The organism is uncultured Mobiluncus sp., from assembly GCF_963511525.1.
Taxonomy (GTDB): Bacteria; Actinomycetota; Actinomycetes; order Actinomycetales; family Actinomycetaceae; genus Mobiluncus.
Window position 1 is genome coordinate 1 of the sequence record NZ_CAUPIY010000015.1, and the last position, 24,005, is coordinate 24,005.

The 24,005-nt window shown below is 58.0% G+C and carries 20 protein-coding genes; 14 read left to right on the top strand and 6 right to left on the bottom strand.

Features of this window, described 5'->3' with window-relative positions:
- Positions 1–336: 336 nt before the first annotated feature.
- The 3 genes from ppgK to panB form a co-directional block, all read right to left on the bottom strand.
- Positions 337–1,080 (bottom strand): polyphosphate--glucose phosphotransferase, encoded by a 744-nt coding sequence (gene ppgK, locus RQ935_RS09145; RefSeq protein WP_311498118.1) that lies wholly within the window; start codon positions 1,078–1,080, stop codon positions 337–339.
- A gap of 130 nt (positions 1,081–1,210) precedes the next feature.
- Positions 1,211–2,131 carry a type I methionyl aminopeptidase gene (gene map / locus RQ935_RS09150; protein ID WP_311498119.1) on the bottom strand — a complete coding sequence of 307 codons (921 nt, stop codon included), beginning with the start codon at positions 2,129–2,131 and terminating at the stop codon, positions 1,211–1,213.
- Positions 2,132–2,173: 42 nt separating this feature from the next.
- A complete protein-coding gene (gene panB, locus RQ935_RS09155) occupies positions 2,174–3,004 on the bottom strand; it encodes a 3-methyl-2-oxobutanoate hydroxymethyltransferase (protein WP_311498120.1) in 831 nt (276 codons plus the stop codon).
- 154 nt (positions 3,005–3,158) lie between these two features.
- Between panB and RQ935_RS09160 the strand changes: the two genes are divergently transcribed.
- Positions 3,159–4,712, top strand: a complete 1,554-nt coding sequence (locus RQ935_RS09160; protein ID WP_311498121.1) for a C69 family dipeptidase — start codon at positions 3,159–3,161, stop codon at positions 4,710–4,712.
- A 32-nt stretch (positions 4,713–4,744) separates the two neighbouring features.
- Positions 4,745–5,650 (top strand): diacylglycerol kinase family lipid kinase, encoded by a 906-nt coding sequence (locus RQ935_RS09165; protein WP_311498122.1) that lies wholly within the window; start codon positions 4,745–4,747, stop codon positions 5,648–5,650.
- Between the two features lie 131 nt (positions 5,651–5,781).
- Here the strand turns inward: RQ935_RS09165 and RQ935_RS09170 are convergent, their stop codons facing one another.
- Positions 5,782–6,654 carry a YwiC-like family protein gene (locus RQ935_RS09170; protein ID WP_311498123.1) on the bottom strand — a complete coding sequence of 291 codons (873 nt, stop codon included), beginning with the start codon at positions 6,652–6,654 and terminating at the stop codon, positions 5,782–5,784.
- Positions 6,655–6,708: 54 nt separating this feature from the next.
- Positions 6,709–7,767, bottom strand: a complete 1,059-nt coding sequence (locus tag RQ935_RS09175; protein ID WP_311498124.1) for a methyl-accepting chemotaxis protein — start codon at positions 7,765–7,767, stop codon at positions 6,709–6,711.
- Between the two features lie 239 nt (positions 7,768–8,006).
- On the opposite strand from RQ935_RS09175, the gene pheS reads away from it, so the two are divergent.
- The 10 genes from pheS to argH all read left to right on the top strand — a co-directional run bounded on the left by pheS (position 8,007) and on the right by argH (position 20,520).
- Positions 8,007–9,086 (top strand): phenylalanine--tRNA ligase subunit alpha, encoded by a 1,080-nt coding sequence (gene pheS / locus RQ935_RS09180; protein ID WP_311498125.1) that lies wholly within the window; start codon positions 8,007–8,009, stop codon positions 9,084–9,086.
- Between the two features lie 2 nt (positions 9,087–9,088).
- Positions 9,089–11,707, top strand: a complete 2,619-nt coding sequence (pheT, locus tag RQ935_RS09185; RefSeq protein ID WP_311498126.1) for a phenylalanine--tRNA ligase subunit beta — start codon at positions 9,089–9,091, stop codon at positions 11,705–11,707.
- A 57-nt stretch (positions 11,708–11,764) separates the two neighbouring features.
- The gene (locus RQ935_RS09190; protein WP_311498127.1) at positions 11,765–12,466 is read left to right on the top strand and encodes a DUF1287 domain-containing protein; all 702 of its coding nucleotides are present in this window, start codon (positions 11,765–11,767) and stop codon (positions 12,464–12,466) included.
- A 94-nt stretch (positions 12,467–12,560) separates the two neighbouring features.
- Complete coding sequence (argC, locus tag RQ935_RS09195; RefSeq protein WP_311498128.1) at positions 12,561–13,643, top strand: N-acetyl-gamma-glutamyl-phosphate reductase; 1,083 nt, start codon at positions 12,561–12,563, stop codon at positions 13,641–13,643.
- Positions 13,644–13,722: 79 nt separating this feature from the next.
- The gene (gene argJ / locus RQ935_RS09200) at positions 13,723–14,886 is read left to right on the top strand and encodes a bifunctional glutamate N-acetyltransferase/amino-acid acetyltransferase ArgJ (RefSeq protein ID WP_311498129.1); all 1,164 of its coding nucleotides are present in this window, start codon (positions 13,723–13,725) and stop codon (positions 14,884–14,886) included.
- 65 nt (positions 14,887–14,951) lie between these two features.
- Complete coding sequence (gene argB, locus RQ935_RS09205) at positions 14,952–15,881, top strand: acetylglutamate kinase (RefSeq protein ID WP_311498130.1); 930 nt, start codon at positions 14,952–14,954, stop codon at positions 15,879–15,881.
- A 38-nt stretch (positions 15,882–15,919) separates the two neighbouring features.
- Entirely contained in the window at positions 15,920–17,170 is a 1,251-nt protein-coding gene (locus RQ935_RS09210) for an acetylornithine transaminase (protein ID WP_311498131.1), read from the top strand.
- Positions 17,163–17,654: an ArgR family transcriptional regulator gene (locus RQ935_RS09215; RefSeq protein WP_311498132.1), complete on the top strand. Its 492-nt coding sequence runs from the start codon at positions 17,163–17,165 to the stop codon at positions 17,652–17,654. Before RQ935_RS09210 ends, RQ935_RS09215 begins: the two co-directional genes overlap by 8 nt.
- 84 nt (positions 17,655–17,738) lie before the next feature.
- Positions 17,739–18,971 carry an argininosuccinate synthase gene (locus RQ935_RS09220; RefSeq protein WP_299293529.1) on the top strand — a complete coding sequence of 411 codons (1,233 nt, stop codon included), beginning with the start codon at positions 17,739–17,741 and terminating at the stop codon, positions 18,969–18,971.
- A 109-nt stretch (positions 18,972–19,080) separates the two neighbouring features.
- On the top strand, positions 19,081–20,520 hold the full coding sequence (argH, locus tag RQ935_RS09225; protein WP_311498133.1) for an argininosuccinate lyase: 1,440 nt from the start codon (positions 19,081–19,083) through the stop codon (positions 20,518–20,520).
- A 34-nt stretch (positions 20,521–20,554) separates the two neighbouring features.
- On the opposite strand, the gene msrA is transcribed toward argH, so the two are convergent.
- Positions 20,555–21,178, bottom strand: coding sequence for a peptide-methionine (S)-S-oxide reductase MsrA (gene msrA / locus RQ935_RS09230; RefSeq protein WP_311498134.1), 624 nt, complete (start codon positions 21,176–21,178; stop codon positions 20,555–20,557).
- An 80-nt stretch (positions 21,179–21,258) separates the two neighbouring features.
- Between msrA and RQ935_RS09235 the strand changes: the two genes are divergently transcribed.
- Both RQ935_RS09235 and RQ935_RS09240 read left to right on the top strand, forming a co-directional pair.
- Entirely contained in the window at positions 21,259–21,675 is a 417-nt protein-coding gene (locus RQ935_RS09235; RefSeq protein WP_311498135.1) for a (deoxy)nucleoside triphosphate pyrophosphohydrolase, read from the top strand.
- A 255-nt stretch (positions 21,676–21,930) separates the two neighbouring features.
- Complete coding sequence (locus tag RQ935_RS09240; RefSeq protein WP_399532390.1) at positions 21,931–23,967, top strand: OPT family oligopeptide transporter; 2,037 nt, start codon at positions 21,931–21,933, stop codon at positions 23,965–23,967.
- The last annotated feature ends 38 nt before the right edge of the window (positions 23,968–24,005 follow it).

The window sequence follows — 24,005 nt, forward strand, 5'->3', positions numbered from 1 at the left end:
ACTAAATGACGCACAACCTAACTTTCGCGCTCAAATTGACATGAGGCACCACGCCCTCGCCTCCTCAAAAAAATTCCCCGGACTACGTGTTAGAGAGGTCGGGTAACCGGCCTTCCAGAGAAATGGCTACCGGCGCGCGGCGGTAACAAAGCGCGTTACAGAATCCGGCTTACGCCCGGCTTTTCCGCTCAAATCAGCCGGTTCGCAACTGCCGGGGCAAAAGCGGGGGGCGGCAGCCTTAGTGGTCAGTGGCAGTTTCGGGTTCGCCGGCACTGCCGAATGCAAAACGCTCCGGGACGCCGCAGCATCCCGGAGCGAAAAGGCAGTTAGCTCGGTTTACACCCCAGCGGCCAGCGCGGCAGCTCCCGCGATGCCAGCCTGGTTACGCAGTTGAGCGGGAATAATCGGGGTCTTCAGATCCAGCAGGGGCAGGAACTTGTTGTGCTGACGGGACACGCCGCCGCCAACTACGAACAAGTCCGGGCTGAACAGCATCTCGAGCTGAGAATAGTATTTTTGCAGGCGCTTGGACCACTGCTTAAAGGACAGTTTCTTGGCTGACTTTACGCCAGAAGAAGCGCGGCTCTCAGCATCTTTGCCATCAATCTCAATATGTCCCAGCTCGCTGTTAGGAACCAGAATCCCGTTATAAATGAGCGCGGTGCCAATTCCGGTACCCAGGGTGGTGACAATGACCAGGCCGGGCACATCGCGCGCCGCGCCGTAACGGACTTCTGCGTAACCCGCAGCATCAGCATCGTTGACACACTTGACCATGTGACCGGTGTGCTTGCGCAACAGGACGCGGACATCAATGCCAGCCCACCCCTGGTCGAGATTAGCAATAAACGGAACCAAATCATTCTTAACCGGGGCCGGAATCGTCAGGCCCAACGGCATGTCTTCGGGAACGTCCTTTTCCTCAATGATTTTACGGCACACTTCCGCTACGGCTTGGGGGGTCGAATGTGCGGGAGTTTTAATTCTCAGACGATCGCCAATGAAATCGCCAGTTTCCAAATCTACATAAGCGCCTTTAATACCGGAGCCGCCAACATCAATCCCAAATCCAGTTGCCACAAATAGTCCCTTTCGCGTGGGGATGAACTGGCAAATACTCTAGGGTAGAGGCCGTGATTTCACCAAATCACAGCCTGGTACCGGTAAAAATCACGTACTCGCCGGTGACTTTGGACAGTACAAAAGAAAATCAATCCTGATGGTTGCTGGGCCAGGTGAGAATCTCTCCGCCGTCCTCGCGCACCACGAGAGTGTGTTCAAACTGAGCGGTGCGTCCCCGGTCGCGGGTCACTACGGTCCAGCCGTCCCGCCACTGTTCCCAAGCGATTGAGCCCATAGTGAGCATCGGTTCAATGGTGAAAACCATGCCCTCTTCCATAACCGTGTCATACCGGGGGGAATCGTAGTGTGGAATAACCAGCCCGCTGTGGAAGGCCTCGCCGACACCGTGGCCGGTGAAATCCTGCACCACTCCGTATTCAAACCGGTTGGCGTAGGACTCGATAATCCGCCCGATAACGTTGATGGATCGACCCGGTTTGCAGACCTTAATGGCGCGCATCATGGCTTCCTTGGTGCAGTCGATGAGCTGCTGGGATTCGGGGTCAATCGCCCCGACCGGAAACATGGCACAAGTATCGCCGTGGACCCCGTCTTTATAAGCGGTGATGTCCAGGTTGATGATGTCGCCCTCCTCCAGCGGCCGGTCGTCCGGGATTCCGTGGCAGATACATTCATTGACCGAGGTACAGATAGATTTACGAAATCCCATATAGCCCAAGCAAGACGGATAGGCGCCGTGATCGCAAATAAACTCGTGCGCCACCCGGTCCAAAGCATCTGTAGTCACGCCAGGAGCGATGTACTTGGCGGTCTCCACGATGGCATCGGCCGCGATACGCCCAGCTTGGCGGATTTTTTCAATCGTTTCCTCGCTCTTAACATCGGAGGCCGTCACCCGTTCCGGGCCGTCGTGAAACATATATTCCGGGCGGTCAATGTGGGAGGGGACAGGTAAGGTGGCGGAAATGCGTCCCGGTTTCAGGTTTCCCAAGGGCGCACGGAGGGCCAGTTCGTCAGTTCGAGTTTTCTTGTGCAGCACGGTAGTCATTCTTTCGATTCAAAAGTTCTCAGGTCGCCTCTCGGGGACAGCCTAGTTTTCATGGTAGTTTTCCGGGGCCGGGAAAGTCCGGTTCACCACGGCATCACGGTAGCTTTGGGCAGCGTGTTTCAGCTCCGCCCCCACCTGACCGAACACCTGGGCGAACGAGGGTTTCCAGTCCTGCATTCCCGCCATGTCAGTCCACACCAGGACCTGTCCGGCAGCGTCTGGGCCAGCGCCGATACCGATGATGGGCACGTTGAGCTGGTCAATGGCGGCGCGAGTGGTCGCGGCGGGAACCATCTCAAACACAATCGAGAACACCCCCGCCTCTTGCAAAGCCAACGCGTCCGCAACCAAGGCCGGAGCGGCGTCGGCGCGCCCCTGCATGCGTTTGCCGCCCAAGTGGTTTTCGGACTGCGGGGTGAAACCGAGATGCCCCATCACGTTGATACCCGCATCCACAATGGCTTTGACCTGGGGTAGGATACGACGTCCCCCTTCCAGCTTCACCGCGGCAGCTCCGGCTCGCATCAGCGCGACCGCAGTATCCACGGCTTGGGCGGGGCTGGACTCGTAAGACCCAAAAGGCATATCCGCCACAACCAAAGCTCGGGAAGCCCCCGCCGCGACCGCGGCAGTGGCGCGAACCATATCGTCTAAGGTCACCCCGACGGTGGAGGACATTCCCAACATAGTGGTCCCGTAAGAATCCCCGACCAAAATCATGTCGATTTCGGCCGAATCAATAATCCTCGCGGTAATCGCGTCATACGCAGTCAGCATCGTCAGCGGACGTCCGGCTGAGAAGTATTGCTGGACGTGCTGGACGCGAAACGGCTTTCCGGGCTTGGGGCCAATGTCTGGATTATCTTTGTGCATAGTCACTCCTTGAGTCTGTCCCTATACATCCTATGACTTTGCCGGGGGCGATAGTTCCTCAGATAGACTTTCCCTCAGCATCAGATGGCGAAACGTTTTAAGATATTGGCAGACTGGGTACAGTCACCAGCAAGTATTAGAAAGGCGAAAACACATGGGTTGCACGACGATTTTGGTTGGGAAAAAGGCTTCGGCGGACGGGTCGACGATTATGGCCCGAACCGACGACTCGGGACACGGCTCTTTTGAGGCGAAACGATTTGAGGTCATCGCGCCCGAGGATTTGCCAAAAACCTACCGTTCGGTCCTGTCCCACGTGGAAATTCCCCTGCCGGAAACCGGTTTGCGCTACACCCGCTTCCCCGATGCTGATACCCACAAAGGCCTGTGGGCAGGGGCGGGAATCAACTCGGCTCGCGTCTCGATGACCGCCACCGAGACGCTGACCTCGAACGAGCGTGTGCTGGGCGCCGACCCGCTGGTTGAGTTGCGTGAAGCCCAAGGCGAGGAGGGTCAGGACGGTTTCGTGCCGGAACAGCCCGGCGGTATCGGAGAAGAAGACATGGTGGTGTTGGTGCTGCCCTACATTAAGACGGCTCGTGAAGGCGTGCTGCGTTTGGGGGAGTTGCTGCAACAGTACGGTACTTACGAAATGAACGGCATCGGTTTTGCCGATAACGACGACGTGTGGTGGCTCGAGACGGTGGGGGGACATCACTGGTTGGCGCGTCGCCTGCCGGAGGAATGCTATGCCGTCATCGCAAACCAGTTCAGCCTGGACGACTTCGATTTTGACGATGCCCTCGGGGAGGGGCGCGATTACCTGTGCTCGCCCGATTTGCGGGAATTCGTGGCGGATAATCATCTGGATACCGCGCAAACAGACGGCCAGCCGGCTCAGCGTTTCAATCCTCGCCTGGCTTTCGGGTCGCGATCGGATTCGGATCACACCTACAACACGCCGCGAGTGTGGGCATTGCAACGGTTCCTCAATCCCACGGACGTGTCTCGATTTGGTTTCCACGGGGATTCCCGCCCGGATTCAGACGACTTGGATTGGTGCCTGATTCCAGAACGCCTCATCACTATGGAGGACGTGAAATACACCCAGTCCTACCACTATCAAGGCACCCCGTTTAATCCTTACGCGAGGGCGGAACAAGCTCTGATAGGCGGCGCTGACCAGCGCGGTATGTATCGCCCGATTGGGATCAACCGTACCAATTTCGTGGCTGCCCTCCAGATTCGTCCCGAAAAACCCGCCGCCACCACCGGGCTGAACTGGATAGCCTACGGGGCCATGCCGTTCAACGCCCTGGTACCGTTCTATGCCAACGTGCGGCACACCCCGGAGTATCTGGAAGCGACGACTCAGCGGGTCACCACCGAACACCACTATTGGGCGAATCGGATTATTGCCGCCCTGGTGGACGCCCACTATCATCAGACGATTCCGCACGTGGAGCGTTACCAGCAGAAGGTCGTGGCGGCGGCTTTACAGATTGTGGCGCGTACCGACCGGGCGGTGGCTGAGCTGGGTGAGGACGCGGCCAATAACATGGAAGACTCCCGCGTTTACGAACTGCTGGAGGCCGCTAATGCCGAAATTGCAGACCTGCTGAAACGGGAAACGGACGACCTGCTGGATAAGGTTCTGTTTGATGCCAGCCTCAATATGCACAATTCGTTCTCGCGTGATGATGCCTGAACCGGCGAGAAGTTTCAGATGAGGAGCCAAAGTTGAAAAAAGCGATAGTCATTTATAACCCCGTGAAAGTCGGGGACGAAGACGAGTTTACAGCCGGTTTGAACGCGGTGGCCCAACAGCACGATTTCACCGTGGAATACCTCACCACCAGCGTTGACGACCCCGGATTTGCGATGGCAGCGCAGGCTCGAGAGAGGCATCCCGACCTGGTCATCGCCGCGGGCGGGGACGGCACCGTGCGCGTGGTCAGCACCGAGATGCGTCATAGCGAGATTCCGGTGGCGGTATTGCCGGCGGGGACCACGAACCTATTGGCGCGAAACCTCAACGTGCCTTTGGATATGAAAGCCGCCATGGAACTGGCGTTCACGGGGCAAAAAGTCTCGATGGACATTGTGAAGGTGCATAACGATACTTCCCGTAAACCTTGGTATTTCACGGGTATGGCAGGGATTGGGATAGACGCCGAAGTCATGCATCACGTGGATGAGGGGCTGAAAAAGGTGGTCGGTCCCGTGGCCTACGTCATGTCCTTTTTCAGGCAGGTCAACAATTCGGTGCATCGCTGCCGGTTCCGCATCGACGGCAAGCAGATTTTGAAACGCAACGTGATTATTTTCATGGTTGGCAACACCTCGGAGCTGACCGGCGGAATCCAGCTGTTTCCCGATGCCACTCCCTTTGACGGTTCCCTAGATTTGCTGATTGGGGCTCCGCAGGGGGTCGGCGGCTGGTGGCGCGTGGTTAAGAACGTGGTTTTGAGGCTGGGACGGCACAACAGCACGCTGGAGTATTTCAGCGGCAAACGCTTCGAAGTCCTGTTGCATAAGCCGGCGGTGTGGGAGATGGACGGTGACCCGGAAGCGGCGGCGCGGCACTGGGTTTTCCAGGTCGTTCCGCAAGCCATCACGGTTGTCGCCGGGAACCCGGTCTCATAGAACGGATAAAATCGCGAATTCGTTAGAATAGCACGGAAAACTCGGCGTTGCGCGGGGATTTACCACCCGAAACGCGGGGATTTACCACCCGAAACGCGAGGATTTACCACCACGTCAGACTCCGGCAATTTTTACAGCGCCGCTGCCACAAAAATCAATACTGAGATTGCCACTTCGGTCAGCCCGATGACTCGCGGTCGCCAGGGCTTGCCGCGTCGGCGTGCCTGCCAGGGGAACCAAATCGAACGAGCTAATGTCACCAGCCATGCGACTGCTACCAGAGGAGATACCCAAGACAGTCCGGCAAAAAACAGCGCAGCGGCAAAACCTAGGGCGTGCGAAACTATCGAAATGACCAGGAAACGCTGGTTACCACGCTGCCGAAAAATCGTCTTTACGTAGGGAACTGAAGCTGCATAATAGGCTGTGAGCTGCACAGCTACTGATATTGCCGCCGGCCAACCCCGTAAAACAGTGGATAGAGCGTGTCCGCCCAGAGCAGATGCCTCGTGAACCCCGTACATCGCGTCCTGTCCCATCCGCAAAGCCGCAGCCATCAAGCCGCAGTGATAGGCAACTAAGGTCATCAGTCCTGCTGCCAGGATAATCGTCAGACGCGCCCCTAGACCGCGTTCCCGCCTGAGGCGCACCTCACCAGCCCAAATCCCGATGAGGATAGCGAAAGCCGGAATCCAGCAGGAGAGTAGCGGCAGCACCGCCAGGACTCCTATTCCCAGCACCCCAACCAGGATTCCGTAAATCAAAACGGGGTATCGTAAGGATTTCTTCCGAGGATTCTTAATCAGGCGTAGCGCCGAAAATACAAAGAAGAAACCAATCATCCACGTGGAGAGCAGCAGCGCATGCTGCCACGCCCATCCGCCCAGTGTAGCCCCGAATAACGCCGGAACGGTGACGATGAACCAAGCCCCATGCTGATTGGGAAGCCAGGTGCGTAAAACAGACCTGACTTTCCGGTTTTCATGAGCAGGGGGTAGGGTCATGACCTCGAGTCTAGGCTTAATCTGGGAGTAATTGCGAAACCACTAACTGTCGCCCTAGCTATCCATCAACTGATCGAGCAGGGCGCCAACTTTGGCGGAGTTGTCCTCCATAGTCTCCAGATGCTGTTTCATCAGTTCGCTGTCGCCTGCTATAAAGGCCTCGACCGCGGCCTTACCAGAAACGTGGGTACCTTCGTGAACACCCTCGAGCTGTTGGAAACAGGGCTGTCCTGAATAGTCGAGGTGACCGCGCCCCTCGTAATACCACTTGCCCAAGCGGCAAGTGTGCGAGGAGGAAATTCCCTCCGGGTTCGGCTCAGCAATTCCGGTAACTTGGCGGTAAATCCCCAACTTAAAGATGAAGTGGTCGAGTTTTACCACCGAAACAAAAGAATCCGTAGTCACATGCGCAATCGAGTCGGCCATCGAGGAAACTTTATCTCCCACCGCATTCGCCGTCTGACTGGATTTTTCTTCGAATTCTTTGGATTCGTCAATAGCCTCCGTGATGTTTTCCAGGGCGCTGGCGGTGCCCTCGGTGATGGAAGTAACCAAGGCGCCAATTTCCTGTGTGGCACTGGCGGTCCGTTCTGCCAGAGTGCGCACTTCCCCTGCCACCACGGCGAAACCACGGCCAGCCTCACCTGCGCGTGCCGCTTCAATGGTGGCGTTCAGCGCCAGCAAATTTGTTTGCGAAGCGATACCTTCGATTTGCTGCACAAAGTTATGAATCGACTCGGAAGCCTTGGACAAGACCTCCATGTTCTGTCCCATGTCTTGCAGCTTTTTCGAAATGTCCCCGGCACCGTCGGCCATGTCGTGCAAATCACGGGTTGATTCCGCCATGACCCGGCGCGTCTCTGCGGTGTCAGCAGAACCCGCGTCTAATTCGGACACAATCTTTCCCAGGGATTCGCGGACGTTTTCTGCCGATCCGAAGCATCGCGCCAGAGGGTCATGAGTACTCTGGGTGAAGGCATGTTTTTGGCTCAGTTCACTGAGAGCGGTTTCTTGAGATTCTTTCTCAGCCTGAAGCTCGGTGAGCTCAGCGCGGAGACGTTCAATCTCTGCCTGTAAGTGTTGTGTTTCCATTGCGGTTTTGGCTTTTTTCACTTTGGTATCCTTGACTAAAAAAATTCTGGAAAAACAGTAAATAATTTATCTCACCAGGCGCCCTTTCTGTATCCTTTTCGCCGATTTTTTCCTTTCCGGCGCACATTTTATTCGTCCGCCCCCAGAGCGGCGAGGAATCAATGGCAGCATTGAAAAATCTTGATTACCGGGCGGGCTGGCATTTCGACTAAAGTTGAAGGGGTTTTGAGCTGGCTAGGAGTCAAGGAAATCGAGGAAAAATGAGCGAAAACGTGTTGAGTCCGCTGGATACAGAGGGTTTGGAGCGGGAAGTTGCCGCGGCGCTAGAAGCCATCGCGGCGGCGCCCGATGTGGAGTCGCTGAAAGCGGTGCGTTCCCGCTACAACGGCGACAAAGCGCCCTTGACCCTGGCAAAGAAACTTATCGGGAAGCTCGATCCTCAGGACAAAGCCACCGCGGGTCGGAACTTGGGGGCTGCCCAAGGGCGGGTTCGGGCGGCTCTGGACGCCAAACAGATTGAACTGCAGGAGGCCGCGCAGGAGGCGGCTTTGGGGGCGGAAACCGTGGACGTGAGCGTGTTGTCCTCGCGTCATCCGCTGGGGTCACGCCACCCGCTGATGGTGCTGGAAGAGGAAGTCGCGGACTTTTTCGTGTCTCTCGGGTGGGACATTGCGGCCGGCCCCCAGGTGGAACACGAGTGGTTCAACTTTGATGCGCTAAACTTTGACGCCGATCACCCGGCACGGCAGATGCAAGACACGCTCTATGTTGATTCCGCCTCCGTGGGCGGCAGCGCGGAAAACCCCGCCAACCTGGTGCTGCGTACGCACACCTCTCCGGTGCAGGCGCGTCTGTTGACGACCCGCGAGCTGCCGATTTACGTGGCTATTCCCGGCAAAGTGTTTCGTGCTGATGAACTGGACCCCACCCACTCCCCGGTGTTTAACCAGGTGGAGGGCTTGGCAGTGGATAAGGGCCTGACGATGGCGGATTTGAAGGGGACTCTGGATCACTTTGCCCGCGCTATGTTCGGCCCGGAGGCAAAAACCCGTTTCAGACCGTCTTTCTTCCCCTTCACCGAGCCTTCCGCGGAGGTCGACCTATGGTTCCCGCAAAAGAAAGGTGGCCCCGGCTGGATTGAGTGGGGCGGTTGCGGCATGGTGAACCCGAATGTGCTGCGTGCGTGCGGGGTCGACACCGAGGTTTATCAAGGGTTTGCTTTCGGAATGGGCATTGAGCGCACACTGATGCTGCGCCACGGCATAGAGGATATGCACGACATCGTGGAAGGCGACGTGAGGTTCTCAGATCAGTTCGGCGTGAATGGAAAGGGGCGCTAAAAATGGCTTTTGTTTCGATTGAATGGTTGCGGCGGTGGACGGAAGTTCCCGCGGACACCAGCGCGTCCCAACTCGCAAAAGACCTGGTAAAGGTCGGTCTGGAAGAGGAAGCCATCCACACTTCGGGGGTGACGGGTCCGCTGGTGTGCGGCCGGGTGGCCTCGATGGTTCCCGAAACAGCCTCCAACGGTAAAACCGTCAACTACTGCCGGGTAGACGTGGGCGAAGAATTCAACGATGCGCCCGGTACCGGCAAGGAACCCTCCGACATTCCCAGCCGCAGCATTATATGTGGGGCGCACAATTTCCAGAAGGGCGATCACGTGGTGGTCTCTCTGCCGGGAGCCGTACTGCCCGGTGATTTCGCCATCGCCACCCGGAAAACTTACGGCCATATCTCGGACGGCATGATTTGTTCAGCCCGTGAGCTGGGGTTAGGTGAGGAATTCGATGGCATCATCGTTTTGGAGGAATACCTAGGCGAGCGCGGTGTGGAAATTCCTGCTCCCGGAACCGACCTGCTGCCCATCTTGGGGCTGAACCAGGAACTGTTGGAAATCAACATCACCCCCGACCGCGGCTACTGCTTCTCAATGCGCGGGGTGGGGCGTGAATACAGCCACTCCACGGGCGCAAAGTTTACCGACTGGGGCTTGGCTGAAAACCTGAAAAACGGTCTGCCTACGGCCAATGATTCCGGCTTCCCGGTCGAAATCGAGGACTCGGCCCCGATTCGCGGTCATGTGGGGTGCGACCGGTTTGTGGCGCGGATAGTGCGCGGACTGAATCCGAGCGCGCCTACGCCGAAGTGGATGGTGGCGCGGCTGGAATCGGCAGGGATGCGTTCCATTTCCTTGCCGGTCGACGTGACGAACTACGTCATGCTGGACCTGGGCCAGCCCATGCACGCTTATGACCTGGACAAAGTGACCGGACCCATCGTGGTGCGCCGAGCCCGCCAAGGCGAACAGCACACCACTTTGGATGAGGTTCAGCGAACTTTGCACGCCGAAGATTTGCTGATTACTGACTGCCAGGGCGGTCACGGTGAGCGTGTACTCGGCATCGCCGGAGTGATGGGTGGTGCGGACACGGAGATGACCGAAACCTCCACTAACGTCCTATTAGAAGCCGCTCACTTCGATGCGGTGTCCGTAGCGCGTTCGGCGCGTCGTCACAAGCTGCCCTCCGAGGCTTCAAAGCGTTTCGAGCGCGGTAGCGACCCCGAACTTCCGCCGGTGGCGGCTCAATATGCGGCCGAGCTACTGGTGGAATACGGCGGCGGCACCATTGACCCGGGAGTTACTGACGTCAACCACGTCAAGCCCCAACCGACCGTAACTTTGCCTTTTGCGGCCGCAACTCAACTCATCGGGGTGGACTACGCGCCCCAGCGGGTGGAAGAACTGTTGAGCGCCATAGGCTGTAGCGTCACCAAGTCCAGTGACGACACGTTCGCGGTCGTGCCGCCCTCGTGGCGTCCCGACCTAGCTGGCGGCCCCGCCCACCTCATTGAAGAAATTGCCAGGTTGGACGGCTACGACAAGATTCCTTCCGTGGTGCCGGTCGGCCCCGCCAAGATTGGCAACCCGGCGCCGCTGCGAACCCGTCGGGAGGTCAGCGACACTTTGGCTGAAGCGGGCTTGACCGAAGTCATGACTTACCCATTCTTGGGCAATGAACACGATTTGATGGGGTTGCCGGCAGACGACCCGCGGCGAGACACCGTCAAGCTAGCCAATCCGCTGGCTGACGATGCCCCGGCACTGCGCAGTTCTCTGCTGGATACCCTGCTGAACACGGCTTCGCGAAATGTGTCCCGCGGCAATCCGCGAGTGGCGATTTTTGAGCTGGACCAGGTCGTCAGCGCGCAGGGAGTCGTTCCGGCGTCGATTCCCGGCGTGGAGGAAAAGCCCAGTGACGAAGTCATGCAGGCCCTGCGGGCGGGAGTGCCGAAGCAGCCCTGGCACGTGGCGGCAGTGCTGGCAGGAAACGCCATCGAAGCCAGCCCTCACGACGCGGCGCGTGCCTGGGATTGGGCGGATGCCATCGAGTTGGCGATTCGCGTAGCGGTTTCGCAAGGTTTGGCGGTGCGTCCCGAAGCCTTGGGTGCCGGGGGACAAGCCACGGTTGCCGCGCCTTTCCACCCCGGACGGGTCGCGCAAATTCGTGTAGGTGCGCTCACCGGCGGGAAGGTGCTGGGTTACGCTGGTGAACTGCATCCCAAGGTGTGCCAGAACTTCGGCCTGCCGCCCCGGACTTGTGCATTTGAACTGGATTTGGACGCGATTGAAAAGTCCCGCCCCAAGGATGCGTTCCAGCTGCGTCCCGTCTCGACGTTCCCGGCCGCCAAGGAAGACTTGGCGTTCGTCGTGAACCAAGACGTTCCCGCGCTGAAGGTCTATAACGCGATTGCGAAGGCCGGGGAAGGGCTGGTCGAGGAATTACGCCTGTTCGACGTGTTTGAGAATGCGGAGCAACTGGGAGAGGGCCGGAAATCCCTGGCGTTTGCGCTGCGGTTGCGTGCCGCTGACCATACGCTGAGCCCCCAAGAGATCAAGGAAACTCGTAACCGCATCATCAAGAAGGTTGAGAAAACTTGCCAGGCAACCCTGCGCTAGACGCCCGGGTCAATCAGCCGCTGCCGGCACGGTGGGCGGCGCAACTAAGGAGTAAGCATGGCTTATCGGAGTTCACGAGGTCGAAAACGCTTCGGCATTTTGGCGATTCTGCTGCTGGTAGTCATCGTCGTGGCGGGCGCTGCGTTTTATTATCTGAAATTGAACGCGAACGAAGCGTGGCGCCTGGATGACGCTTGGACCGGCCAGAATCTGAATCAACCGGGGCCCGTAGGGGAAAAGATGGTGGCGGGTGCTGTTGATTACCTTGCTACCGCGCCGAAATACGACGGTTCCAAAATTTATCCCGGCGGGGTACCTAATGACGGCACCGGAGTGTGTACCGACGTGGTGTGGTACGCCGCCAAAGCGGCGGGCATGGACTTGCGCGACCTGGTCGATGCAGATCGGCGAGCAGAACCGCAGGCTTACGCCGCCAAGGCTCCTGAAGGCGAGACCCCAAATCCAGACATTGATTACCGCCGCGTGCGCAATCTCATCGTCTATTTTGACCGTCACGCCCAGAGCCTGACCACCGACACAAACGACGTGGCGTCTTGGCAGCCCGGAGACATCGTGGTGTGGAAAGAACACGTGGCGGTTATCTCAGATCGGCGCAACGCCCAGGGTTTGCCCTATGTACTACACCACGAAGGCAGGGGAGTATTGTCTCGCTATGAAGCGGACGCTTTTAAGCAACGCGGGCAAGTGTGGCGGCACTATCGGCTGGAATCTTTGGGTGAGCAACTCGCTGGGCACTAGCCCGTTGGGGCGGTTTTTCGGTTATTTCACGCCAATCCCCGAACCTTTTAGCATAAATATGCAACTCTATGAATAAACATGTATAGTTGTTGCTATGACAGAGGTTTCAGGTAAAAAAGTCAAAGTCGCAGTCGCGGGAGCTTCCGGTTTCGCCGGTGGTGAGCTGCTGCGATTACTGTTGAATCACCCCCAGGTGGAAATCGGAGCCTTGACGGCGGCGTCCTCGGCAGGCGAGCCGTTGGGAAAGCATCATCCCCACCAGTTCCCCCTGGCACAACGAGTGCTGCAGCCCACAGATGTTGAGAGTCTGGCGGGTCACGATGTCATTTTCTTGGGGCTGCCCCACGGGGCTTCCGGGCAGGTGACACGCTCTTTGCGCGATGCCGGGGTGAAGTCCCTGCTGATTGACTGCGGGGCGGATCATCGGTTGACCGACCCGGCCGCGTGGCGTGACTACTACCATTCGGAACCGGAGGAACCTTGGGCTTATTCGCTGCCGGAGCTACTGCACGCCAACGAAAGTTCGGCTCAGGTGCAGCGAGCCGCGTTGCGCCAGGCTTCGGAGATTGCGGTTCCGGGGTGCAACGTGACCGCGGTAACTTTGGCGCTGCTGCCCGCGGTCTGGGCAGGACTGGTGGATACGTCGGACATTGTGGCGAACCTCGCGGTGGGGTATTCCGGGGCCGGCAAAGCTATGAAATCCCACTTGATGGCCGTGGCGGCATTCGGCAACGCCCAAGGCTATGCCATGGCCGGCGTACACCGGCATATCCCCGAAATCGCTCAGAATTTCCGAGTCGCCGGCGCCGCGGAAGTCAAGCTCAGCTTCACTCCCGTATTGGTTCCCATGAATCGCGGCATTCTCGCTACCGTTACCGCGCCCTTAGTCGGGTCTGGCGACGCGAGTGAACTACGCCGGGCCTATCACGAAGTTTGCGACAACGAACCGCTACTGGAAGTCCTTTCCGAGGGCATCTGGCCCACCGTGTCGATGGTGAGCGGCTGCGCAAAAGCGGCGATTCAAGTGGCGGTGGACGAACGCGCCGGTAAGGTTGTGGCGCAATGCGCTATCGATAACTTGGGCAAGGGCACCGCGGCGGGCGCTATTCAAGGCATGAACTTGGCTTTGGGCTTCCCGGAGCTGACCGGAGTTCCGGTGGTATCAACCGCACCGTAACCATTTTTTGTAAATTTATACAGGATAGCTTATATTTATAAAAACTGTTTTGGAAACAGTTTTATGCAGGAGGTAGGCAGTGAGCGTTACTTATCCCCGTGGTTTCAAAGCCGCCGGTGCCCATGTGGGCCTGCGCGGCAAGCTGCATCCGGATATGGCCATCGTGAGGAATCTGGGCCCAGATTCAACCGTGGCGGGAGTGTTTACTTCCAATCGTGTGTTTGCCGCTCCAGTGGGTTGGGATCGAAAAGTCGTTGCGAGTGGCCAGGCTCAAGCCGTGGTCATCAACTCGGCAGTCGCCAACGCCTGCACCGGTGCACAGGGGGATCGGGACGCTGCCGCGATGGCAGCGCATCTGGGTCAGGTCCTCGGTGTGGCTGAAAATGAATGTCTGGTGTGCTCCACCGGAATCATCGGACGTGCTTTAGATATGCCGAAAATGACCGCCGGCATTGATACAGTCGCCGCCAAACTACGTGAGGACGGAGGTGACGAGGCCGCCGAAGCTATCCTCACCACCGACACGAAGTCGAAAACTGCCACCCACGAAAGCCCTTCCGGTTGGAAAATCGGTGGCATGGCGAAAGGTGCCGGAATGCTGGCCCCTGCCTTGGCGACCATGATTGTGGTCATCACCACCGATGCTGTTTGGGACCAGGACGCCCTGCAGGACATACTGTCCGATACGGTTGAAAAAACCTTCAACCGCCTCGACTCGGACGGCTGTATGTCCACCAACGACACCGTGTTGCTGCTGGCATCTGGCGCATCCGGGGTCAAGCCTGACCCGGACGAGTTCGCCGCCGGCCTTCTGCAAGTCTGTAAAAGCCTAGCCCTGCAGTTACTGGGAGACGCCGAGGGAGCTCATCACGATATCGAAATTCGGGTGACCGGGGCTACCAGCGAAACGGGCGCTCTCGAGGCCGCCCGGACGATTTCGCGGTCCAACCTGGTGAAAACCGCCGTGTACGGCAACGACCCGAACTGGGGGCGTATCCTGTCCCAGCTGGGCACGGTACCGGAAGACGTCTTGCCGTTCGACCCGGCTCATGTCGATGTTTCCATTAACGGCGTAAAAGTTTGTAAAGACGGGGGGATCGGTGAGGATCCCTACCTGGCTGACATGAGTCCTCGAGAGTGCCACATTTTGGTCGAGCTGCACGCCGGCCAGGAAGAGGCTCACCTGTGGACCAGTGACTTGACCCACGAATATGTGCATATCAACGGGGATTACACCACGTAAACAACCCTAGGGGAAAATCCCCAGCTCGGAACGCGCTACAGGACCAAAGAGATGGAAGGAACACGATGATCACGCCGATACAGAAGACCGAAGTGCTGCTGGAGGCCATGCCGTGGCTGCGCAGCTACCGCGGCGCTACTGTCGTCATCAAATACGGTGGCAACGCGATGGTCAACGAGGATTTGCGTCGCGCTTTCGCCGCCGATATCCAGTTCCTGCACCAGGTCGGTTTGCGCACGGTCGTGGTACACGGCGGAGGTCCGCAGATTACCGAAATGCTGGACCGTCTGGGCTTGGAGGCGCCTTTCATCAATGGCTATCGGGTGACGACCCCGGAAGTTATGGAAGTCGTGCGCATGGTCCTCACCGGCAAGGTCCAACGTGAACTCGTGGGCCTGCTCAATGTGGAGGAATCTCTGGCGATCGGACTCACCGGCGAGGACGCTGGTTTGTTTGGAGCGCGGAAACGCCAATGCCCTCCGGACAGCGACCTGGGACTGGTCGGGGATATCGTCAATGTTCATCCCCGCGCAGTCGTGGATTTGCTGGAACGGGGCAACATTCCGGTCATTTCCTCCATCGCGCCTTCCGTTGACGACCCCAACATCGTGCTGAACGTCAACGCCGACGCGGTCGCGGCGGCCCTAGCTATCGGCTTAAAAGCGCGCAAGCTCATTATCCTCACCGACGTCGAAGGACTTTACCGGAATATAGATGACCCGGCATCCCTCATCAGGTACCTGACGGCCAGCGAGTTGGCACGTATGCTGCCGACTTTGAAATCGGGAATGGTGCCGAAAATGCAGGCCTGTCTCGATGCTGTGCAGGGCGGTGTGTCCCGAGCGACTATCATCGACGGACGCTTGGCTCACTCCATGCTCCTTGAAATCGTGACTGACCAAGGAACCGGCACCGAAGTCATCCCCGACAATGTCCGTCCGACGCGCCCTCATGACGGCGAGCCGCTGCCCACGATACAGTTCCGGCGAGCCTAGCCCCATACCTCCGAACCGGCCTAGTGAAAGAAGCAAAAATGGACGTCAAAGAGTGGAGTACGCGCTACGAAAACTCGATAATGAATACTTTTGGGACGCCGAAGACCGTGTTGACCCGCGGGGCGGGCTGCTTTGTGTGGGACGAGGACGGCCATCAATACCTCGACTTGTTGGGCGGTATCGCGGTCAATGCCCTGGGACACGGACATCCGAATATCGTCACCGCTCTGCACGAACAGGTCGAAACGTTAGGCCACGTCAGCAACTATTTTGCGACCCAGCCTCAGATTGAAGCCGCAGAGCGGATTTTGTCCATCATTGAGCCCGGCGGAGCTCCGCAGGGCTCCCGCGTGTTCTTTACCAACTCTGGTACCGAAGCGCTGGAGGCGGCGTTTAAGTTGGCGCGGGCTCGCGGGGGGGCCGCGCGCAGCAGATTCCTCGCGCTGGAAAACTCGTTTCACGGACGTACCATGGGGGCACTGTCGCTGACCTACAAATCGATTTTCCGTGATCCGTTCCTGCCCATGCCCGCTGAAGTTGATTTTCTGCCTTACAACATCGCTGCCTTGGAGCGTGCCTTTGACGGTGAGCGAGGAGAGTCCATCGCGGCTCTGTTCATCGAGCCGATTCAAGGCGAAGCCGGGGTGCGTCCGATTTCTGATGACTTCCTCAAGGTGGCGCGCGAAGTGACGGCACGCGCCGGGGCCCTGCTGGTTTTGGATGAAGTTCAAACCGGCATGGGGCGCACGGGAACCTGGATGGCTCACCACCAGTCGGGAATCATTCCGGACGTAGTGACGTTGGCAAAAGGGCTGGGCGCCGGGTTCCCGGTCGGGGCTTGCGTGGCTCTTAACGCCGAGGCGGCAAGCGTGTTAAAACCGGGGATGCACGGTTCAACTTTTGCGGGAAATCCGCTGGCTGGAGCCTCCGTGTTGGCGATGATTAACACGGTTGAAGAGGAAGGCCTGCTGTCTAACGTGCAAAACGTAGGGGAAATCTGGAAACGTGAAATCCTCGCACTGGAGCACCCCCTCATCAGCGAAGTTCGAGGGCGGGGCTTGCTGCTGGGAATCGGTTTGCGCAATCCTTTGGCCAAACCGCTGGCAGATGAGCTGTTCAAAGCAGGATTCATCGTCAACGCCCCGGATACTTTCACGATTCGGTTGGCGCCGCCGCTCATCATCAACCCGTCTCAGACCCGGATGTTTACCCAGGCGCTGCCGGAAATCCTCGAACAGGTGCAACGCCAAGCAGACCAAGAAATTCGGTTCGGAGGCTCGCGTGTCTGAAAACCTAGTAGTGCAATCCAAAATTTCCCGCCATAGCGCCATTTCGCGCCTCTTGGCGGAAAATGTGGTGCGCTCTCAAGGGGCTTTGCAGATTCTGCTGGAAAACGCCGGGTTCTCAGTCACACAAGCGACGCTGTCGCGGGACCTGGAGGAACTGGCGGCTACCAAGGTGCGCGATGAAAAGGGGGAGCTACGCTACGTTTTGGGCGGCGTGCGCACCGCCGCAGATTTGCCGTTGCAACTGCCGGGAACGTTGGAACGTTGGTGCGCCCCGCTTTTGATTCAGGCAACTCAGGCCATGAATCAGGTGGTGCTGCGCACTCCGCCAGCCACAGCTGGCACTCTGGCGTCGGTTATTGACAAAGAAAATCTGGAACACGTGTTGGGTTGCCTAGCGGGGGACAATACTATTTTGGTCATCTGCGACAGTGTGCAATCTGCCAAAGAATTGCGCGATAAACTGCGAGGCCTGGCCAAGCGCTAGACCTACACTATATTCCCCCAGATTTAAAACCTTAAGCACACAATTTTTAGACCTATTTATCAAAAATGAGAAAGAGAGAAAACAATGACTGAACGGGTAGTGCTGGCTTATTCCGGCGGTTTGGACACTTCGGTGGCTATCGGCTGGATGAAAGACAAGCTCGGTGTGGACACGATTGCGGTGTCGGTTGATGTGGGCCAAGGCGGCGAGGATATGGATGTGATCCGCCAGCGCGCTCTTGACTGCGGGGCAGTGGAAGCCTACATCGCCGATGCCAAAGACGAGTTCGCCACCGAATACTGTATGCCCTCCCTACAAACCAACGGCCTGTACCAAGGCCAATACCCCCTAGTCTCGGCGCTGTCCCGCCCGCTCATCGCCAAACACCTGGTGATGGCGGCTAAACAGTTCGGTGCCACCACCATGGCTCACGGTTGCACTGGAAAGGGCAATGATCAGGTTCGTTTCGAGGTGTCATTTACCTCGCTGGCTCCGGACTTGAAATGCGTGTCGCCGATTCGTGATTTGTCCCTGCAGCGCGACGTGTCGATTGCTTACGCAGAGGAACACCACCTACCCATCGAGGCGACGAAACATAACCCCTTCTCGATTGACCAAAACTTGTGGGGCAGGGCTATTGAAACCGGCTTCTTAGAGGACCTGTGGAACGCCCCCACCAAAGATGTGTACAACTACACCGATGATCCGGCATTTGCGGGAATTCCCGATGAAGTCGTCATCACCTTTGAAAAGGGCATCCCTGTCGCGATTGACGGAGTAAAAATGACTCCGCTGCAGGTCATTCAAGAGATGAACCGGCGCGCCGGTGCCCAGGGGATTGGGCGTATCGATGTGGTCGAGGACCGTCTGATTGGGATTAAATCGCGCGAAATCTATGAAGCTCCCGGAGCAATGGCGCTGATTACCGCCCACCAAGCCCTGGAAGCCGTGACCCTGGAGCGGATGCAGCTGCGTTACAAGCGCCAGATGGTAGAGCCGGCGTGGTCCGATTTGGTTTACGAAGCCCAATGGAATTCGCCTCTTAAGAAATCCTTGGACGCCTTTGTGGCGCACACTCAGGAATACGTGTCCGGCGACATTCGGATGGTCATGCACGCCGGGCAGGCGGTGGTCAATGGGCGCCGTTCTGAGGCTTCCCTCTACGATTTCAAACTGGCGACCTACGATTCGGGGGATTCATTCAACCAGGACGCGGCGCGCGGTTTCATTGAACTGTACGGGATGCAGTCCAAGCTGGCCGCGGCGCGTGACGTCAGGTATGGCAAGGGCATTACGCTGCAAGCCTCGCACCTCTAAAGGTCAGCGTCCCGGCTTTTCGAGCGCAGCCTCTCCACAGTACCCCGGCAGCCGAGCCATTCGGTTTGGCTGCCGGTGGTACTGTGGCGTTGAGAGAAAAGGAGTACTCATGAGTGAAAAGTTGGCCCTGTGGGGCGGCAGATTCCAGGGCGGACCTGCCCAAGCATTGGCGGCACTGTCGGTGTCGACCCAGTTTGATTGGCGTTTAGCCGATTACGACTTACAGGGCTCTTTGGCTCATGCACAGGCGCTGCGGGCGGCGGGGTTGCTAACAGAAGCGGAATACGCCGACTTGAGCGCTGCCCTGCGCCGTCTGCGGGCGGACGTGGCTGACGGAACTTTCACCTTTTCCCCCGATGATGAGGACGTTCATACCGCCCTGGAACGCGGCTTGCTGCAGGAAGACTACGCCGGACCGCAACTGGGCGGAAAACTGCGGGCGGGACGCTCCCGCAATGACCAGATTGCCACCCTCGTGCGGATGTACCTGCGCGACGCCGCCGCCCACATGCAAGGGCTGATAGCGGCGCTTTGCCAGGCGATTTTGTCCCAAGCTGACCGTGCTGGAACGCATATCATGCCCGGTCGCACGCATATGCAGCACGCTCAGCCGGTGCTGGTGGCGCATCAGCTGATGGCTCATTTTTGGCCCCAGCTGCGCAACTTAGAGCGTTTGCGGGACTGGCAAAAGCGCAATGACGCCTCCCCATACGGGGGCGGAGCCCTCGCTGGCAATACGTTGGGGCTGGACCCGAAACTGGTGGCCCGTGAGCTGGGCTTTTCCCAGGTATGTCCGAACTCTATTGACGCCACGGCTGCACGAGACGGGGTGGTGGAGTTCCTCTATGTCCTCACCCAGGTGGCGGTGGATATGTCGCGATTGGCAGAAGAAATCATTATCTGGAACACCGCCGAGTTTGGCTACGTCACTTTGGACGATTCCTATTCGACGGGGTCCAGCATTATGCCACAAAAGAAGAACCCGGATGTGGCTGAACTGGCTCGCGGCAAGGCGGGACGTCTGCTTGGCGACTTGACGGGGCTAATGACCACGATGAAAGGCCTGCCGCTGGCTTACGACCGGGACCTGCAGGAGGACAAAGAACCGGTTTTTGACGCTATCGACACCCTGGAAGTCCTGTTGCCGGCGGTGACCGGGATGGTGGATACCATGACTCTGCACTATGAGCGCTTGGAAACACTGTCTACCGCTGGTTTCTCCCTGGCCACCGATGTGGCTGAATGGCTGGTGAAACGGGGTATGCCCTTCCGTCATGCGCACGAAGTGTCGGGAGCCTGTGTGGCGTTGGCAGAAGGGCGGGGCGTTGGGTTAGAGGACCTCAGCGATGCTGATTTTGCGGGGGTCGACCCGCTGCTGACCCCTGAGGTTCGAGACATCCTGACTGCTGCCGGTTCAGTTCGAGCCCGCCGCGGGGTAGGCGGCACCGCTCCGGAGCGTGTGGCTGAACAGATTGCGGTGGCCCGCCAGCAGTTGCAAGCGTTTCAGAGTAAGAACCATTGCGCTAACACTGGTCGGAGGCCGCTATAGATACCGTCTCAACGGTGAAAGTGCTGTGGGGACATCACTCGTTTGTCAGCCGCGGAGCCTCGCAAACAAAGCCCTTGAACCCGTGATTGCAATAGCCGCGGGGGTGGTGAAACAGGTACGCCTGGTGATAGGGCTCCGCGAGCCAAAACTCGCCGGCAGCGGCCAGGCTGAGAATCTCGGTCGTAATCGGCCCTCGACCGGCCTGGGCAAGGGTTTGTCCAAAGGTTTTCCGGGATTGCTCGGCCAGCTGGCGCTGTTCCGCAGTGGTGTAAACAATCATCGAACGGTACTGGCTGCCCCGGTCGTTGCCTTGCCGCTCTCCCTGGGTGGGGTCGTGGTTCTCCCAAAACACTTTCAGCAGGTCTCCCGCGCTCGTGCGGGTCGGGTCGTAGACTATGCGGGTAGTTTCGGCGTGCCCGGTTTGACCTGTACAGACATCTTCATAACTGGGGTTTGGCCAGTGACCTCCCAGATAACCTACCGCCGTGTTGATAACCCCAGGCTGGCTCCAATAAATGCGTTCCACTCCCCAAAAACACCCCATTGCCACGTAAAGAATCTCGTAAAGCTGGGGCCACGGACCGGTCAGAGAGGTCTTAAGCACGGGGTGGACGCCGGGCAGGGCAGGTTCAGAGTTGTTTTGAAAGCCAAAATCCATAATCCTAGTGTGGCATCGTCCGTCGGGATTGTCCTAAGCGGGGTTTCTCTCCCGGCTACAGAGTTATTAGACTCGAAAGCGTGTTTCAGCCAATAGTGGTCGCAGCGGCGATTGTGGACGACCTCAGCCAACCGACGCAGGTGCTGGGGGCGCAGCGTTCTTATCCCGAACAATGGCGGGGTTTCTTTGAATTTCCTGGTGGCAAAACCGAACCCGGAGAAACTCCCGAACAAGCCCTGCGCCGGGAGTTACGCGAGGAACTGTCAGCGGAAATTATCGTGGGGGAGCGCTTGGAGGAAACTTGGCCTGCTCACGGGGGATTTCAGATGTACGTGTATCTGTGTGCTCTCGCTCCGCACAGCGTGGCACAGGTCGGAGCGGCGCATTTGTCCCTGCGATGGGTCGACCTCCAGCATTCCGAGAGTTTGCCTTGGCTGCCCGCTGATTATCCGATTCTGGCTGCGATTGCGCAGCATCTCGGCATTACCCAGAACTAAATAACGCGACATTGCGCCCGCGCCGCTGCGGGTACTTCCAGGCGTGACACGAAGCTCACTCGGTTTCGAGTTTCGGGCTCACAAGGGAGCTGCGGCGGTGTGGCGCGAAAATATGGGTTTTCTTTTGCCCGGTCAAGCTGGGGTATTGGTGTGTCAGGTCAGGATAGTGATAGTTTAGACCCCGTGTAAAAAGCTGTTTGCCCTACCGGGGGCGGCAAAAATTGAAACTATTTGTATAGAGAAGGCGAGAAATCCTTGTCCAACCAGCCTGCGGCCGCTGCGACAAAAAATGCCGGAGCCAAGTCCGCTCATCCTTACCGCGAGTTAACTTTCCGAGCCATTGTTGTCGGCGGATTAATCACCCTGATTTTCACCGCCGCTAACGCTTACCTCGGGTTGAAAGTCGGCCTAACCTTTGCCACTTCCATCCCGGCTGCCGTGATTTCCATGGCTATCCTGCGTTACTTCCATGATCACACGGTCGTGGAAAACAATATCGTCCAGACCATCGCTTCGGCGGCCGGAACGCTTTCGGCCATCATTTTTGTGGTTCCCGGCCTGGTCATGGTGGGATACTGGTCCGGTTTCCCCTACTGGGAGACCACAGCCGTGTGCATGGTCGGCGGCATTCTCGGTGTGATGTATTCGATTCCGCTGCGTCGCGCCCTGGTGACCGGCTCCGACCTGCCCTATCCGGAGGGGGTAGCGGCCGCGGAAGTGTTGAAAGTGGGGGATGAAAACGGTTCCGCCGAGGAAAATCATCGCGGCTTGCTGGTGATTATCTGGGGCGGCTTGGCGTCCGCAGGAATGGCGCTGCTCACGGCGTTAAAAGCCGCCGCGGGGTCCTTGAGCGTGAACTTTAGGATTGGCGCCGGAGGCACCATGATTGGCGGTTCGTTGTCTCTGGCCTTGATGGGGGTAGGACACCTGGTCGGTCCCGCGGTTGGCATCGCGATGCTGGTCGGTTTGCTACTTTCCTATGGCATTCTGCTGCCGATTCTGACCCAGGGCCAGGTCGCCGGTCAGGATCTCGGTGATGTGGTCAGCACGGTTTTCGCCCACGATGTGCGGATGATTGGTGCTGGAGCTATGGCGGTGGCTGCAGTATGGACCCTGCTAAAGATTATTGGCCCCATCTTGCGCGGTATCGCTGATTCCTTGAAATCCTCTAAACTGCGTGAAACCGGAAACCAAGTTCCCTTGACGGAACAGGACATTCCTTTCAAATACGTGGCTGCCATTACTTTGCTGTCCATGATTCCCATTGGTTTGCTGCTGTGGAACTTCCTTCGAGATTCGCCCATCTCGCACCATCTGGTGGCGCTCATCATCCTCAGCATTCTGTTTGTGCTGGTTCTGGGCTTACTGATTGCCAGTATCTGTGGTTACATGGCGGGTCTGATTGGGGCCTCGAACTCTCCTATCTCTGGCGTGGGCATCATCGTGATTATTGCGGCTTCGCTGTTGATTCTGTTGGTGACTGGCAACACCAGCCAGACTCACCCCACCGAACTGACCGCCTACGCGCTGTTTACGACCGCTATTGTCTTTGGCATCGCCACCATCTCGAATGACAACTTGCAAGACCTGAAAACCGGCCAGCTGGTCGGAGCAACCCCGTGGAAACAGCAGGTAGCGCTCATCATCGGGGTTATATTTGGCTCCCTGGTGATTCCTCCGGTCCTACAGCTGTTGATGACCAGTTTTGGCTTCTCCGGGATGGAGGGCGTGGATGAGACTACCGCTCTGCAAGCCCCGCAAGCGACCCTGTTGTCCACCATCGCCAAGGGAATTTTTGGCGGGGACATGAATTGGCAGTTGTTCGGTTTGGGGGCTTTGATTGGTGTCGTTATCGTCATAGTTGATGAAATCATGGGTCGCGTCAGCCGTTTCAACCTGGCTCCGCTCGCTGTGGGCATGGGCATGTACCTTAACATTACGACCACCCTGGTCATCTCGCTGGGCGCCCTAGTGGGTTGGATTTACAACCGTTGGGCGTTGCGCCAAGAAAAAGCGGAACAGTCCAAGCGTCTCGGGGTGCTGCTGGCTACCGGCATGATTGTGGGTGATTCACTGTTTGGGATTCTCAACGCTGGCATCATGGGAGCTACCAGTAACGCTGATGCCCTAGGAATCGTCCCGGATTCTTTTGCCCCCGTTGCCAAAGTCGTGGGAGTGATTGTTTTTGTGGGTTTGTTGGCCGTCAGCTACCGCTGGGTGATGAAGAAATCCGGCGAGTCCGAGTCGACACCAGCCTCAGAAATTAACGATTCTTCCCGAAGTGAAGCCTAAAAGACCTGGTCTGGGTGGGTTTACGGAAAGGAACAGAC

Coding starts and splice junctions, on each gene's coding strand:
- map (WP_311498119.1), bottom strand. CDS start 2,131: ATGACTACCGTGCTGCACAAGAAAACTCGAACTGACGAACTGGCCCTC.
- panB (WP_311498120.1), bottom strand. CDS start 3,004: ATGCACAAAGATAATCCAGACATTGGCCCCAAGCCCGGAAAGCCGTTT.
- RQ935_RS09160 (WP_311498121.1), top strand. CDS start 3,159: ATGGGTTGCACGACGATTTTGGTTGGGAAAAAGGCTTCGGCGGACGGG.
- RQ935_RS09170 (WP_311498123.1), bottom strand. CDS start 6,654: ATGACCCTACCCCCTGCTCATGAAAACCGGAAAGTCAGGTCTGTTTTA.
- pheS (WP_311498125.1), top strand. CDS start 8,007: ATGAGCGAAAACGTGTTGAGTCCGCTGGATACAGAGGGTTTGGAGCGG.
- pheT (WP_311498126.1), top strand. CDS start 9,089: ATGGCTTTTGTTTCGATTGAATGGTTGCGGCGGTGGACGGAAGTTCCC.
- RQ935_RS09190 (WP_311498127.1), top strand. CDS start 11,765: ATGGCTTATCGGAGTTCACGAGGTCGAAAACGCTTCGGCATTTTGGCG.
- argC (WP_311498128.1), top strand. CDS start 12,561: ATGACAGAGGTTTCAGGTAAAAAAGTCAAAGTCGCAGTCGCGGGAGCT.
- argB (WP_311498130.1), top strand. CDS start 14,952: ATGATCACGCCGATACAGAAGACCGAAGTGCTGCTGGAGGCCATGCCG.
- RQ935_RS09210 (WP_311498131.1), top strand. CDS start 15,920: ATGGACGTCAAAGAGTGGAGTACGCGCTACGAAAACTCGATAATGAAT.
- RQ935_RS09220 (WP_299293529.1), top strand. CDS start 17,739: ATGACTGAACGGGTAGTGCTGGCTTATTCCGGCGGTTTGGACACTTCG.
- argH (WP_311498133.1), top strand. CDS start 19,081: ATGAGTGAAAAGTTGGCCCTGTGGGGCGGCAGATTCCAGGGCGGACCT.
- msrA (WP_311498134.1), bottom strand. CDS start 21,178: ATGGATTTTGGCTTTCAAAACAACTCTGAACCTGCCCTGCCCGGCGTC.